The organism is Eudoraea algarum (genome assembly GCF_050589645.1).
GTDB lineage: Bacteria > Bacteroidota > Bacteroidia > Flavobacteriales > Flavobacteriaceae > JBNGOQ01.
The window spans coordinates 851,875-866,656 of record NZ_JBNGOQ010000003.1; the positions used below are offsets into that span (position 1 = coordinate 851,875).

At 49.2% G+C, this 14,782-nt stretch carries 11 protein-coding genes; all 11 read right to left on the reverse strand.

The features are described 5' to 3' along the window. Positions 1–6 precede the first annotated feature (6 nt). Entirely contained in the window at positions 7–978 is a 972-nt protein-coding gene (locus ACRD67_RS14555; RefSeq protein ID WP_430967938.1) for a sugar phosphate isomerase/epimerase family protein, read from the reverse strand. A gap of 26 nt (positions 979–1,004) precedes the next feature. Then, the gene (locus ACRD67_RS14560) at positions 1,005–2,399 is read right to left on the reverse strand and encodes an amidohydrolase family protein (protein ID WP_430967939.1); all 1,395 of its coding nucleotides are present in this window, start codon (positions 2,397–2,399) and stop codon (positions 1,005–1,007) included. Continuing rightward, a complete protein-coding gene (locus ACRD67_RS14565; protein ID WP_430967940.1) occupies positions 2,396–3,817 on the reverse strand; it encodes an amidohydrolase family protein in 1,422 nt (473 codons plus the stop codon). The genes ACRD67_RS14560 and ACRD67_RS14565 overlap by 4 nt, the downstream gene beginning before the upstream one ends. An 11-nt stretch (positions 3,818–3,828) precedes the next feature. Then, the gene (locus ACRD67_RS14570; RefSeq protein WP_430967941.1) at positions 3,829–7,131 is read right to left on the reverse strand and encodes an amidohydrolase family protein; all 3,303 of its coding nucleotides are present in this window, start codon (positions 7,129–7,131) and stop codon (positions 3,829–3,831) included. Positions 7,132–7,207: 76 nt separating this feature from the next. Further along, complete coding sequence (locus ACRD67_RS14575; RefSeq protein WP_430967942.1) at positions 7,208–7,783, reverse strand: YdeI/OmpD-associated family protein; 576 nt, start codon at positions 7,781–7,783, stop codon at positions 7,208–7,210. Between the two features lie 5 nt (positions 7,784–7,788). Next, a complete protein-coding gene (locus tag ACRD67_RS14580; RefSeq protein ID WP_430967943.1) occupies positions 7,789–8,829 on the reverse strand; it encodes a zinc-dependent alcohol dehydrogenase family protein in 1,041 nt (346 codons plus the stop codon). After that, entirely contained in the window at positions 8,826–9,632 is an 807-nt protein-coding gene (locus ACRD67_RS14585; RefSeq protein ID WP_430967944.1) for an arginase family protein, read from the reverse strand. The genes ACRD67_RS14580 and ACRD67_RS14585 overlap by 4 nt, the downstream gene beginning before the upstream one ends. Further along, positions 9,629–11,257: a M1 family metallopeptidase gene (locus tag ACRD67_RS14590; protein WP_430967945.1), complete on the reverse strand. Its 1,629-nt coding sequence runs from the start codon at positions 11,255–11,257 to the stop codon at positions 9,629–9,631. Before ACRD67_RS14590 ends, ACRD67_RS14585 begins: the two co-directional genes overlap by 4 nt. Positions 11,258–11,267: 10 nt before the next feature. Further along, positions 11,268–12,200 (reverse strand): alpha/beta hydrolase, encoded by a 933-nt coding sequence (locus ACRD67_RS14595; RefSeq protein WP_430967946.1) that lies wholly within the window; start codon positions 12,198–12,200, stop codon positions 11,268–11,270. A 16-nt stretch (positions 12,201–12,216) separates the two neighbouring features. After that, the gene (locus ACRD67_RS14600; protein WP_430967947.1) at positions 12,217–13,554 is read right to left on the reverse strand and encodes a M28 family peptidase; all 1,338 of its coding nucleotides are present in this window, start codon (positions 13,552–13,554) and stop codon (positions 12,217–12,219) included. A gap of 62 nt (positions 13,555–13,616) precedes the next feature. Then, the gene (locus tag ACRD67_RS14605; RefSeq protein ID WP_430967948.1) at positions 13,617–14,780 is read right to left on the reverse strand and encodes an MFS transporter; all 1,164 of its coding nucleotides are present in this window, start codon (positions 14,778–14,780) and stop codon (positions 13,617–13,619) included. Positions 14,781–14,782: the final 2 nt, after the last annotated feature.

A 14,782-nucleotide genomic window follows, 5' to 3' on the forward strand; every position in this document is an offset into this window, starting at 1 on the left:
TTGCGCTCAAATTCCGGATAAATAATCAAAACTCCTTTTTAAGGCTACTTCCGGATTTTTTACCATATCCTGCTCCACGAAAAAGTGGGTGACCCCATTTTTCTTAGCGATAGGAATGATCTTTTGCAGGTCTATGACCCCATCGCCTGCGGAGGTCATGTGCGGGAACAACTCGATCCATTGACTGGGATCTCCGCCATCGCCGGAAAAGGTTTTCTTTTCGCTCATATCCTTTACGTGCATCAAGTGGTAACGCCCGCTGTATTTTTCCAGGTAGGTAATGGGATCGGCATTACCGGCAAAGGTCCAAAAAAGGTCCATTTCAAGAAACACCAATTCCGGATCTGTTCCATCCAATATATGGTGTAGAGGCAATTCTCCCTCCACCTCGCTCAACCCATAGCCATGATTGTGATAGGCGAACTTTAGGCCCACCTCCTTGGCCTGCTTGCCAATTTTATTGAAGGTATCGGCCATTTTTTTATAATCGTCCACTGTTTTTCGGCGTTCCGGGGGAATGGCAGGTAAGACCACATAATCGAACCCTAAGACCTCTCCCGCTTTGCCCAGTCCTTCCATGGCGGTTTCCAAAGTGTCCAGATCGGTATGTGCAGCGGGAATGCTTAGGCCGTGCTCCTTGAATATCGCTTTTACCTTGTCTTCCGATTGGCCAAAATAACCACTCCCGCTAAAACCCAACTGGGGGGTAATGGCCTGCCACCCTGCTTTGGCCGAGTCCGCACTGTACGGATAGGGACCAAAAAGTTCAATTTCCTTAAAACCCATTTGGGCCAACATGGCGATGGTACCTTCAAAATCCTGCTCGAGGGCCAAGGGGACCGAAAAAAGTTGTACGCCAATTTTTGCAAGCGTAGGGGGGCTGCCCGTTCCTAGCCCCTGGGCAAATGAAAGTTCGGGTAGCATGGTTGTACCAGCGGTCAACAGGGCCATTCTTTTGATAAAATCTGTTCTTTTCATAATCGTGTTGTTTCTTGGATGGATTTTTAGTTGTTGACCGCATTTTCGGCAATCTTCGCCAAGCGCGCATCTATTTCGGCCTTGGAAAGCCATTTCCCCTGTACCATGACCCCCGAAACTTGTTTAAGGGCCCCGATATTTTCCAAGGGATTGGCATTGACCACCAAAAGATCAGCAGCGGCACCGGCCTTAATTTCCCCAAAAGCACCCTCCATACCAAAGAATTTGGCCGGGTTGATGGTGCCGGACTGCAGAATCTCCAGTGGGCTTAGACCTGCCTTCACCATACCATCAATTTCATGATGGATTGAAAAGCCGGGCACATTAAAAAGCTGGGGCGCGTCCGACCCTAAAAGCATCCCATGGCCATTGTCCTGTAGTTTTTTCATCAATTGCCTGCGAATACCGATAAACTGTTCCCATTGGGCCACATCAAAACCGGAATTGGCCCCGGTGGCCTGTTCCTTGCGTTGTCGCCAATTGGCCAGGGTACTTGCGGGCATATATTTCATTTCCGGGGACGAAAGCATTTCATCTGCAGTGGTTGGGGCAAACCAGCGTTCAAAAAGACTCTGGGTGGGAACGATCCAAACTTCGTGTGTTTTGGATAGGGCTACCAGCTCATCCATTTGGGATACATCGGCCAGCGGGGTAAAGGCATAGCCAAAAAAGCCGTTGGCCGTGGGGTCCACACTCGCCGATTCAGGAACCAGGCCCTCCAAATAGCCATCTACATGGTCTACCGAGGCAAATTTACTTTCCAGGGCGTGTCTGATGCCCACATCCACGGGGACATGGCCCGAAAAGGTAATCCCAACTTCGTTTGCCGTGGCCACCAACTGGTCAAAAACCGCACGTTGGATGCCCGGATGTATTTTAAGGAAATCATATCCGTCATTTTTATAGGCGGTAACCTTGCTGATGGCTTCTTCCACACTGGTGACCGAATTGCCGTTCAGGGAAGGGCTCGAGGTGAAGATTCTAGGACTTAGAACTTCCCCATTCTCAGCTTGCTTCCGCAATTCCAGATGGGAAGGGTGTCCCAACATGCCCCGGATCGTGGTAACGCCGTTGGACAGGTAGAGAAATAGGGTCTCCTCTATACGCTCCCGACTCGTGGAAGAGGAGGGGATATGGGCGTGCATTTCGGCCAGGCCTGGGACCGCATATTTTCCGGTACCGTCAATGGTTGTTCCATAATCGTCCGCATTATCCAGGCTTTCGGAGATTTTTGTAATTTTCCCGTTTTCCACAACGAGCTGTCGGTTTTCCAGGATTGTACCATTGCGGACATCCACAATGTTTACATTGGTAATGACCGTACCGTCCGTACCTTCCGCTTCCGTGTTTGATGTTTTCTCCTGCGCTTGGTTACAGGCCGTAAGCGTAAAGGCCCAAAGCGCAATTACTATTTTTTTCATGGTGATGGATTTTGTAGGGCATCTTCCAGAAGCTGCTGCAGTGCAGCGGTATTGAATACCCTACTTCCTTTGATGACCGTATGAATGTCTTGTGTATGTGTTATATCCTCCAGCGGATTGGCATCCAGGAGTACCAGATCTGCGACTTTCCCAAGAGCTATACTCCCGTACTCATCGTCTTGTTGTAAGAATTGTGCCCCGTGATAGGCCGAGGTCTTTAGCACTTCCAATGGGGGTATGCCCACAGCGACCATCGCTTCCAGTTCCTTATGGAGCGATATCCCGGGATAGGTATAGGAATTGTAGGCACCACTATCCGAACCTGCCAATAATTTCACCTCCGCTTCCTGAAGCGATTTGGCCAGCTGCCTAAAAAACCGGTCCAGCTGTTTTCGGTTCGTTCTTGTCGCTTCCGAGGCCTGAAGTGCCCTTTGGATCCTGCCCTGATAGGTAGCCTCGATTCCCTTGCCCATGTATTTTAGATAAGGGTCCTTACTGTGGTCTACTTCGTCCAAATAACTTAGGGTTTCCCCAATATGCAGGGTGGGGACCACAAAGACGTTTTCCTGCCGTAGTAGGTCAAAGGTGTTTTGGGCCGTACTGTCACTATAACTTTCCAGTAATACCGGCATGGCTTCCCAAAAGCCGAGTTCTTTGTTCCGCAGTTGTTGCACAACTTCCCGCTCCTTATGGGAACAGGCCTTTAGAATATCGTACAAATGCTCCACGGCATCGATACCGGCAGCTACTGTCTCGTTGAGAGGAACTTCAAAGGAGGCATGCCCCGATACCGCGAACCCGCGACTTTTGGCCTCGCGGATGGCCTTGGTATGGTATTCGCCCGCAATGCGGCTATCGTATAGTTTAACGAAATCGACACCCAATTGCACCAGGGAATCCAAGGCCTGAACTACCTCGGCCTCGCTCGCTACTTCCAAGCTGCCTGCCCAAGTTGGGTTGGGGCCGTCTATTTTTGGTCCTGCAGTAAAGATGGTGGGGCCAACCAATTGCCCGTCCGCAATCTTTTTCTTCCACTCTAAAACGGGAAGGGCCAGATCTCCCCCCGCATCGCGTACCGTGGTAATACCATTGGCGATAAAGAGCTTTAGAAAGTTTTTGTTTGCCGGGATTAAGCTATCCCCGCCCCTAAAATGTACATGGTTGTCCCAAAACCCGGGCAGCAGGAATTTCCCGCTACCGTCAATCTCAGTATCGGCAGTATAGGATCCCTCCTGGGGGTCTTCTGATAGTTTTGCAATTGAACCCTCTTGGATAAAAACGGTTGCAGAGATAAAGTCGCCCGAATCAAAGTTGAGCACCTGGGCACCGGAAATCACGATATCATAATGTAACTTTTCCTTGGGTGTGCATCCTAACATTCCCAGCAGTAATAACAGATATGCACAATTCCGAATCATTTGTTCAATCTTTAGTTATGCCCCAAATGACATCCGCAGCCTGGCCGGGTAAAGCTCTTTGCCTCCTCGTGCCAGGGAAAGGCTGCATTGTATTTGTTGTTCTCCCACCAAAATTGCGTCCGCTCCTGCGGGGCGTTCCCAATTTCGTTCATGGTATCGGTATCAAAAAGCCTTCCGTTGACCATGGTGTACTTCACGGTTTCCGTATTTCGGATATCGTCCAGGGGATTGGCCTCCAGGACAATAAGATCGGCCAATTTTCCCTCCTTAAGTGAACCTATTTCCGCTCCTGCACCGATGTACTCGGCACCGTTTAGGGTAGCGGCCCTTAGCGCCTGCATATTGGTCATGCCCCCTTGATGCAGCAACCACAGTTCCCAGTGCGCCCCAAGGCCCTGTAACTGCCCATGGGCGCCCAGATTCACCTTTACCCCTGCGTTTGCCAAGGCCGTGGTGGTTTTGGAGACCAGAATATGCCCGTTTTCGTATTCCTCGTCGGGAACCATGGTACGGTGACGCGCCCGGGCGTCCACAAGTGCCCTTGGGGTATATTTCAGCAATTTTTCATTCTCCCACACCTTGTCCTTTTGATAGAAATAGTATTCTCCGTTCATACCCCCGTAATTGACGATGAGGGTAGGGGTGTAACCCGAGTTGCTGGTCTTCCACAATTCCTCCACATCCTTGTAGACCGGCGCCACAGGGATGTTGTGTTCAATACCGGTATGTCCGTCCATAATCATACTCATATTGTGATAAAAAGTAGAACCACCTTCAGGGACCACGTTGATGCCCAGTTCCCGTGCCGCCTGCATTACCTGCTGCCGCTGGTCGCGCCTGGGTTGATTATAGCTTTTTACCGCCGTTGCCCCAAAGGCTTTGGTACGCCTTATGGCGGACCGAGCATCCTCCAGATTGTTCACTACCGCCTTAAAATCGCCATCGGCACCATAGAGGATAAAACCGGTGGAATAGATGCGGGGACCTATTATATCGCCCGATTTCACCAGCTCGGAGAGCGAGAATACGGTTTCCGTATTGGCAGAAGGATCATGGGCCGTAGTCACCCCGAAGGCCAGATTGGCATATAATGGCCAATGTTTTTGTGTGGTCAATCCGTAGCGAAAGGCGCCCAAATGCGCATGGGCATCCACGATGCCGGGCATAATGGTCTTGCCGCTTACATCATACACCTTGGCCTTGGCCGGCACTACAATATCCGCGGATTTACCAATTTTTTCAATGCGGTTCCCATTTACCAAAATGGTTCCGTCCTCGATAACAGTGTCTCCCTCCATGGTGATGATGCGGGCATTCACAAAGGCTATGCTGCCCTCGGGCACATGGCTTTTGGCCTGTAAATTGATTTTGATTCCGGTGCTGTCCGGTTTTGCCACCTTTTCAGGAGAACCGGGTAAAAAGGTATAACGGTCTTTGATGTCCCTGGCAAAATATTCTTCGCCCAGCGTCCAGAATACCTTTTTGCTATCCTTGGACCAATGCAGGTTGATGCCGGCGTCCTTTGACAGTTGGGAGACCGGTACGGATTTGGATTTGTTGTCCAGATCAATTTCCTTGCCGTTCAGCACCAAGGGGGCAATATAGGCTTTATGCAGATGCGAAAACGCAACCCATTGGTTATCCGGACTAGGGACCAAACGGTTGGCGTGCTTCAATTTCACATGGGTTTTTTTGTCCTTACCGTTGAGGTTTACCGAGTGCAGGCTTTTGGTAAGGCTTCCAAAATACGTGCCCCCGGTCTGATAAAAAATACGGTTTCCGTCCTTGGCGAAGATGGGATAGGCCCCTTCATCCGTAATCTTTTTGATGTTCTTGCCGGAAGCGTCCATGGTATAAATGCCAGGGTTTTTAACAAAACTCAGGCCTTGGTCGCTATTGCCGTTTTCCTTGCGGTAGGTAATCCGTTGTCCAGTGGGATCATAAGTAGGGGTTCTGTATATTCCCTTTGTTGTACTCAGCTTAGTAGGTGTACCTCCATTGGTAGGGATTTGATATATGGCGCCCAGATCCCCATCGTTCCAACCCACATACACCAGATTTTTACCATCTGGAGAAAATGCAGGCTCAAATTCAAAGTCGCTCGACTTCGTCAATCTTTTGGGCGTACCATTGGGCAAGCGCTTGCTCCAGAGTTTCCCCAATGCACTGAACACCACGGTTCTTCCATCTGGGGAAGTGGTGGCCTGCCGTATCACTTTGGCGTTGAAGGTTTCTGCTGCTACGGGCGCATCAAAATGCACGGTTTCGGCGATTTTAACCTTGGCGTCCACTGAAAAGGGGATTGGGGTCACGGCAAGTGTGGCAATATTGATGCGGTGAATTTTTCCGGCCGACCAGAAGACAATTTCCTCATTGTTGGGCATCCAACTGAAGTTGGGATATACCCCGAAGATGGCCCAGGCCTCTTGTTGGTCCTTGTTAAGGGTATCGTAGAGCGGCCATTCCTCCCCGGTTTCCAGGTCGTGCAGATAGAGTACCGTTTTGGTTCGGATGCGTTTTACAAAGGCCAGTTTTTTACCGTCCGGGGAAACCTGAGGCCTCGCCGCTCCGCCAGGACCACCAGTGACCCTTGTGGTCTTGCCGGTTTCAAAATCATACCGTTTGATCTCGTAAATCTGTTGGTTGGGATTCTTGTTGTATTGAAAGGAACCTCCTGGGTACATGTCTTCACTGTAGTACAGATATCGGCCATCGGGTGAAAGGTTGGGTTCGTTTACATCCTGTTGATCATTTTTTCTTTTGGTCAGCTGTAGCCCGGTGCCCCCGGCTATATGGTACTGCCACATCTCCCCGGCCCCCAGTGATCGTCGGGACGTAAAATGCTTCCTGGCGATGAGGTAATTTCCATCCGGGGTCCACACGGCATTGTTGAGCAATCTGAACTTTTCCTCGGTAAGCTGTTTTGCTTCGGAGCCATCGGTATTCATCACCCAAATGTTATCGCCACCACCGGCATCGCTGGTAAAGGCTATCTTTTTTCCATCGGGACTAAAACGCGGTTGCACTTCAAAGGGGATTCCTGTGCGTAGGGGAGTAGCTGAGCCACCGGAAATAGGCATGCTGTAAATATCGCCGAGCAGATCAAAGATAACGGTCTGGCCATCAGGACTTACATCCAAATTCATCCAGGTGCCCTCGTCCGTGTTAAAACGATGTTCCTGATAGTTGAATCCGCCCTTGGGATCGGAGACGTCCCATTTTTCGGCTTCCTTTTTTGTCGCTTTATCTTCTTGACTTTGAGCAAGCTGAATGGATAATAGGCCCAAACAAGAAAGTAATAGTATGTTCTTCATGAGGATTGGTTTAGTCCTTTCGAAAATAAGGATTTATAGGGGGAAAATTCTTAAAGCGATGTTAATGAAAATGCAGCTAACGCGTGTATTTGGATTTTATGTTTTTTCTACAGAGCACGATGATTTCCCTGATCCTTTTTTTACGGGTCTCTTCCCGTTTGGCCTGGTTGAGCCAATAGAGATAACTCTTACGGTATCCGGGTGCGAATGCCTGGTAGTTGGCATAGGCCTCTGGATTGGCATCAAAAGCCTTTTGCAGATCATCCGGGACCGTTCCGTTCTCCACGGCGTCCAGTGTGGTCCATGAGCCGTCTTTTTTGGCGGCCTTGATTTTGGCCAGGCCACTTTGGTGCATCAATCCCTTGGCGGACAACTCTTTGATATAGGTCTTGTTGAGTTTGCTCCAGACACTTTTGGTCTTGCGCGGACAAAAATATTGTCGTCTTCTGCCCTCGCCCAAACTCTTTACCGTGCTGTCTATCCATCCAAAACAGAGGGCCACACGAACCGCTTCCTCCCAGCGCATACTTTCTTTTTCATGCCCCACTTGGTAGAAGATAAGATATACGCCCTTGGAAGAGGCGTGGTTTTCCTGCAACCAACCACGCCATTCCGAATCGTTCTTAAAATACAGCTCTGGCTTGTCGGTCATGGCATCTAGAATGAATTGATTACTAAAATACCCTTATTCTTGAACTTATCCATATCGGCGAGCGCACCCAGGGATTCCTCCAGGCTGATCCTGCGTTCCACGAGTTTGTGCGGCTGTAGTTTTCCCGTACGGATCATCTCCAACATTTCAGGATACTTATGGGCCTGCATGCCATGACTCCCTATAAGCTCCAATTCGTCCGCAATGACCCTGTCCATTGGAATTTTGGGATGTTGGTGATTGCCGGTCATGAGCCCTACCTGAATATGCTTGCCCCTTTTTCTGAGATTGGCAATGGAATTGAAGCAAGTGGTAGCACTGCCCAAGGCATCCAAAGAGACATGTGCACCCCCTTGGGTAAGCTCCCTTACCTGTGACACCACATCCTGGCTGTTGGAGGCATTCACTGTTGCCATGGCCCCTAGTTCGGTTGCGAGGGACAAGGTGTCCTCGTTGATATCTATAGCGATTACTTTTGCACCGTAGGCTTTGGCGATCATAATCGCCGATAATCCCACGCCGCCACATCCATGCACGGCCACATACTGGTCCGGGGCTACCTTACCCTGCGCTACAACGGCCCTAAAGGAAGTGATGAACCGGCACCCCAGAGTGGCAGCGGTAATATCACTGATTTCCTCAGGAAGTTTCACCAGATTGGTATCGGCATAATCCAAGGCCACGTATTCTGCAAAGGAGCCCCAATGGGTAAAACCTGGCTGGGATTGCTGATGGCATACCTGATGGTTGCCAGAAGTACACATTTCGCAGCTACCACATCCACAGACAAAGGGAACGGTAACCCGATCTCCGATTTTGAAATTTTTGACGTTTTTTCCGATGGCCGCTATGGTCCCCGCCAATTCGTGCCCGGGCACATGGGGCAGTACAATGTCCGGATCATGACCCATCCAGCCATGCCAATCACTTCGGCACAGACCGGTGGCACCTACTTTGAGGACAACGCCATTTTCGTTGGGGCTGGGGTCGGGAACCTTTTGAATCCGTAACGGCCCTTGGAATTTTTCGTAAACTACTGCTCTCATTCCATCAGAAGTTTAAGAATGTTTTTTATGGGTCCCAATTCTTCAACCTTCGTTGTAACCGACTCTAGTACACTGGTTCCGACAATTCTAAAATTGCTTTGCAGGGCTTTGATACAGGTCTCTGCCTCGTTCACTCGTACCCCCCTGGGTACCTGATAGTACGTTTTGTCGTAGTCCAATGGGTCCAAACAATCAAAATCAAAGTGGATGTAGACTTCCTCGATGTTTTTCCTGTGCAAGGTTTGTACCAAGGCTTCGGCATCGGGACGGGTAGGGGCATAAATTTGCCCCTCGGCAATGCGCTGCTGTTCTGCCGGATCTACATCGCGCAAGCCCACATAATGAATTTGACGGGGTGTCAGGGTGGAAAACAAGAGGGAATCCATATCGGGTTCCCCTTCGCCCAAAAGGGTTCTTAGCGGCATGCCATGGAAATTGCAGCTGGCTGAATCACAGGGCCTATTGATGTCGGCATGTGCATCGAACCAAACCACACCCAGTCTGGAATACCTGTTATTGAGGTAGGAGACGGGCACGATTTCCAATCCGCAATCCCCTCCAATGGTTTGTAATGTAGCGGGCTGTTCTTCGCTAATTTTAGTCTTGAGCCTCAGCAACTGTTCGTGCAAGGCCTCGTAGTTGTTGATGCAATGCCGCTTTTTCCCAGCTTCCCCGGCAGGAATCTTTGAAAGCTCAACGCGTTCAAATCCCGAGGCCCCCAAATACTGCAAAAGTGCTTCCGCTCCCGCTTGAATGTCCTCACCGGTGCCGGCACCTTGCCATTGAGGAAAATAGAGCTTCATTGCACTTTCTTCGTTTCTATATAGAAATTTTCATCGAATGTAAAATCGGTCGCATCGCCGGCCAGGTCTTCGGTGACCCAGTCCTTACCGGGAAAGAGCCATTTCTCCTTCTCGTTCACATAAATGCGGATCGGCATATCAAAATCCTCCACGATATTGGTGTAACGATATTTAAGCTGGTCGCCCGTTACGCTATATTCCAGCACTGGGATGCGTGTGCTTCGTAAATACTGGTTAAAAAAGGCGGATAGGTCTTTTTCGGTATGTTCGCTCAAATAGTTTTCGATTTCCTGGGTGGTCACGGTACGATGGTAAAATTCACTATTGAGCCCCCTGAGGATGCTTCGCCATTTTTCATCATCCTCGATGAGGTGCCGCAGCGTATGGAGGATGTTGGCCCCTTTATAGTACATATCTCCCGATCCTTTTTTGTTTACATCGTAGACGCCTATCATGGGAATATCATTCTTGATATTGGCCCTGGTGCCTATGACATAGGCCGCGGAAGCTTCTTTGCCATAGTGATAGTCCAGGAAGAGGTTTTCAGAATAGGCGGTAAAGCCTTCGTGGATCCACATGTCCGCAATGTCCTTATAGGTAATATTATTGGCAAACCATTCATGGCCACCTTCATGAACGATGATAAAATCAAATTTTAAGCCCCATCCCGTTTGGGAAAGATCATGGCCCAGATATCCCTTTTTGTATTCATTGCCATAGGTGACGGAGCTCTGGTGTTCCATTCCCAAATAGGGTACTTCTACCAATTTAAAACTGTCCTCATAAAAGGGATAGGGTCCAAACCAATGTTCAAAGGCCTGCATCATTTTAGGTGCATCCGTAAAGTGTACCTTGGCTTTCTCCAAGTGGTCCCTCAACACGTAATAATCCAGATCCAGGACACCCTTTTCCCCTTCGTATTTTTCACCAAAATATACGTAATCACCGATATTTACATTCACTCCATAATTGTTGATGGGGTTTTTTACAAACCAATGATAGGTCTTGGTATGTTCATGTTCTTCCACCTTTTTGAGTCGGCCATTGGAAATGTTCATCAGATCCTTGGGCACTTCAACGCTAATGGCCATGCTATCCACCTCATCGTACATATGGTCTTTATTGGGCCACCATACGCTGGCCCCCAGTTCCTGGCAGGAAGTGGCCACAAAATGCTTTCCGTTGTTGTCTTTTTTCCAAGAGAATCCACCATCCCAGGGTGCACGGACGGCCTCCTTCGGTTTACCGGAATAGTGCACCGTAAGTTCATTGAAATCGCCTTTCTTCTGTGGTTTTACAAGACGGATAAAATGTGCATTCCCCTTGGATTCGACCGAGAGTTCCTGTCCGTCCTGTGTGACTTTTTCTATTTTCATGGGCGGTTGCAGGTCGAGCTGCAATACCTCCTTTTCCTCCAGTACCTGGTACCTGACGGTATTGGTTCCGGAGATAAACTTCTCATCCGGTTTTACTTCAATATCCAAATGGTAATAGTTTAAGTCCCACCAGGCCCTCTCCGGAGTAATGCTCCCCCTTAAGGTATCCTGTTCCGTGAACGTATTGGATTGTGCCACCACGTAACTCAATGGGAGGCAAAAGACAAGAAATAAAAGTACTTTTTTCATGTTTTCGTATTTAGTTCAGCAGGAATTCGAGCGGAATATGCACCCGATCGTTCCAGCTCCTTTCGTTGTGGCCAGCGCCTTCAAATTTAAGCGTTTTCCAGTTTTCACCCTTGATGTATCCCTTGTTGATCATCATGGTGTCCACCTGGGTTTGAAAAGGCTCGTATTGCGCATCAAAACCTTCGGTTCCAAAATCGAAATAGATTTTGTGATGGTCGGGAGAGGGTAGGCTTTCCGGTAGCGTACCGATGTACAGTTCTCCCAATATAGGCACGGGCCAATGGGTGGAGACACAACCAGCAGCTCCGAACACCTCGGGATAGCTGCAAATAGCGTATAGGGAGATGAGTCCGCCCATGGAAGAGCCCATAATGATCGTGTCCTCCCTGGCCGGGGAAACGTTATAGGTTTTATCGATAAAAGGTTTTAGCTCCTCCACCAGAAATTTGAGGTATTCGTCCGAATAGAGCGTATCAAAGCCGGTATTTTCTTTTAGGGCCTTCCTTATTTCATCACTTTCGGTGAATGCGGCGGGAGCTTTGGGCATGTACTCCGAAAAGCGTTTGGCCTGTCCGTTCCAGGGGGCTACGACGATGGTTTTGTTTACTGCTCCACGCCTTATCAAACTGTCCAGGGTCTCGTCTACACCCCAATCTATGCCTGTATAGGAAGTTTTTGGGCTAAAGACATTTTGGCCATCGTGCATATAGAGCACCTTGTATTTTTCGTTGGAGTTGGCATCGTATCCCACGGGAAGGTACACTTCCACGTTACGCGAACCTATGTAGACCGATGTAAAGTTTTCATACCGTACAAGTTCTCCTTCTCCTAGGGCGGCCGGTTCATAGACCTTGGCCAAGTAACCCTCTTTTTTTCCGCTTCCGTTCCAACAGGAAACCGTTACCAGGAGCACCAGAAGTAGTAAGTTCTTTACGAGTCGCATATTTTATTGTTTATGGTCAATCCCTAAAAATGCCATTGGGAAAGACCACCATACTCTCATGCCCATCCTTTCCTACGGCCGCCACCCCAAAGAAGAAATTATCTATGACAATGCCCTCCAGGGTATATTCGGTAACATCGCCCACTTTTCTACTGTGATCCCAGGTAGGTGAAGTGGTATCCCGCCAATAGATCTTGTAGCCAACGGCCCCATCTACCTTGGTCCATTGGAATTTGGCCGAAGGTTCTACAATGCCCCCAATTTTTACTTCCACTGGAGTTGGAGGGGCCCAGGCAATGGATGCGAGGTTGATCGCATTGACCGCCGTAAGTTTCTTGGCATATTCAAAATTTACGTGTTCCAAAACATCACCGTAAGCAATGCCGTTTTCCGTACGGATATCCTGATGTTGTTGTGTATAGTTTTCATGTGACTCCATAATCCGAATACCTGCATAACCGGCATCGTTGAAGGGGCGGTGATGCCCACCTCTGCCAAAACGATCTAGGCGATAGATCAGTGTGGGATTCATCTCTGGCATATATGTTTTTGTAGTCTTGTGCACATAACGTGCCAATTGCCGTGAAATACCATCCACTTCACCACCAAAGAAGCGTCTGGCCCTACGTTGGTCCTCGGTTTCGGTAGGAGGTACGGGTTCGGAAAAAATCCTGAAATCACGATTGCTGACCACCCCATCTACCCCGGTGATATTGCCGATCATGTCATTGTTTATAATGCCGATGATGTCCCAGCCTTTTTCCTTGGCATAGGCCGCCAACCCTTTTCCTCCGAAAAGGCCTTGTTCCTCACCCGATAGCCCCACATAAATGATGCTATTCTCAAATTGGTATTTGGAAAGCACCCTGGCAGCCTCCAAAGTACCGGCCATGCCGCTGGCATTGTCGTTGGCCCCGGGAGAATCGGAGGTAAAATCGGTGGGATCACTTACCCTTGAGTCAATATCGCCACTCATGATAATAAACCGATTGGGGTATTTGGTGCCCTTTTGAATGGCTACCACGTTCACTACCCAAACATCCTTGACGATGCGTTGATTGGCCCCCTGTTTTACCAAGTCTTTTTGATAAAATACGTCCAAACAGCCATCACAGGTGGCGGAAGTCTTTTCAAATTCGCTCTTGATCCAACGTCTGGCCGCCCCGATGCCCCGTGTAGTGGAAAGCGTATCGCTTAAGGTGTGGCGCGTACCAAAATTGGCCAGGGTGGTAACATCTTTTTCAATACGATCCGCCGACACCGCTTCGATGATATCGTATATGCGGGAATCGGTCTGAGCGGATAACAAGGTGGTAAAAAATAGTAGTAGAAGGGTGGGAACAAGCTGTCTCATCGTTGATTTTTTTAGTCGCACCAATGTACGTTTATATGGGAGTATTATTTCCTAAAAAAATGTTAAGAGGCTTTCTTTGAAAGACTTAAAAAACCAAGTACAGGTCCGACTCCCAAAATCAAAAAAAGAAGCGGTACTTCCAGTTTGTCCAGTAGGAAGGAGAGCAACTGGATACTTACGATGCTGATGGCAAACCCAATGCAGTTCATGAGTGTAAGGGCCGTTCCTTTTAGATGTTCCGGTACCGCCATGGCCGCCAAAGACGAGAACTGGGGCGAATCGGCTACCACGGCCATGCCCCATAGGCACCATAGGGCTAGAAAAAGAACACTGGGCAAGTGGAACAAGAGGGGCGAGAGAAAGCACAGTGCCCCGGAAACGGCCAGGGAAAACAAGGCCACCTTTTTGCTCCCATAGCGTACGGACCCATAGCCACCCAGAATACAGGAAAACCCGCCCAAGCCAATGATAATGAAGGTCCACCAAGGGACGGAAAACGGTATCTCCTGCTGGGCCATAAAGGTCTCCAAGGCAACCGGGATAAAAGCCCAAAAAGCGTAGAGTTCCCACATATGGCCAAAATAACCAAATGCCGCTTTTCTGAAACCCACAAGCTTAAAGAGCATGGGTCCCGAACTTAGTTGTAAGGGCGGACTCGGTTTTTTGTAAGGTCCGTTGGGTACCCATAGAAGCATGGCCAGACCGCCGCCAAGGGCAAGCAAGGAGGTTAATCGTATCACGGTGATATGGTCCGTTCCCCATTCAAGACCTGCTATAAAATAGGGGAAAGCAGCACCGAGGACCAGGGCACCGATCAAAAAGCCCAGTGCCTTGCCCAATCCCTTTTGGTAATAGTCCGAAGCAATTTTCATCCCCACAGGATAGATTCCTGCCAGGAAAAAGCCGGTACCAAAGCGGGCCATGAGCAGGGTCGTTGTTGAAATAGCGTCCAAGAGCAGTGCAAAATTGCACAGTGAGGCCAACAGGGCGCTAACAAAAAACACTTTGGAGGGCGAATAGCGATCGGCGATCATCAGCAAAGCAAAGACCAGGGTACCGGTGATAAAACCAAACTGTACAGCCGATATGACATGCCCGATGATTTCCGGGCCCAAACCGGTCTTTGAGGCCAGTTCATCAATGATGGCATTGCCAGCGAACCAGGTAGCCGTACATGCAAATTGGGCCAGCACAATGGTAGGAAGGATATGTGGTTTTGGTTTCAAGA

Coding starts and splice junctions, on each gene's coding strand:
- ACRD67_RS14555 (WP_430967938.1), bottom strand. CDS start 978: ATGAAAAGAACAGATTTTATCAAAAGAATGGCCCTGTTGACCGCTGGT.
- ACRD67_RS14560 (WP_430967939.1), bottom strand. CDS start 2,399: ATGAAAAAAATAGTAATTGCGCTTTGGGCCTTTACGCTTACGGCCTGT.
- ACRD67_RS14565 (WP_430967940.1), bottom strand. CDS start 3,817: ATGATTCGGAATTGTGCATATCTGTTATTACTGCTGGGAATGTTAGGA.
- ACRD67_RS14570 (WP_430967941.1), bottom strand. CDS start 7,131: ATGAAGAACATACTATTACTTTCTTGTTTGGGCCTATTATCCATTCAG.
- ACRD67_RS14575 (WP_430967942.1), bottom strand. CDS start 7,783: ATGACCGACAAGCCAGAGCTGTATTTTAAGAACGATTCGGAATGGCGT.
- ACRD67_RS14580 (WP_430967943.1), bottom strand. CDS start 8,829: ATGAGAGCAGTAGTTTACGAAAAATTCCAAGGGCCGTTACGGATTCAA.
- ACRD67_RS14585 (WP_430967944.1), bottom strand. CDS start 9,632: ATGAAGCTCTATTTTCCTCAATGGCAAGGTGCCGGCACCGGTGAGGAC.
- ACRD67_RS14590 (WP_430967945.1), bottom strand. CDS start 11,257: ATGAAAAAAGTACTTTTATTTCTTGTCTTTTGCCTCCCATTGAGTTAC.
- ACRD67_RS14595 (WP_430967946.1), bottom strand. CDS start 12,200: ATGCGACTCGTAAAGAACTTACTACTTCTGGTGCTCCTGGTAACGGTT.
- ACRD67_RS14600 (WP_430967947.1), bottom strand. CDS start 13,554: ATGAGACAGCTTGTTCCCACCCTTCTACTACTATTTTTTACCACCTTG.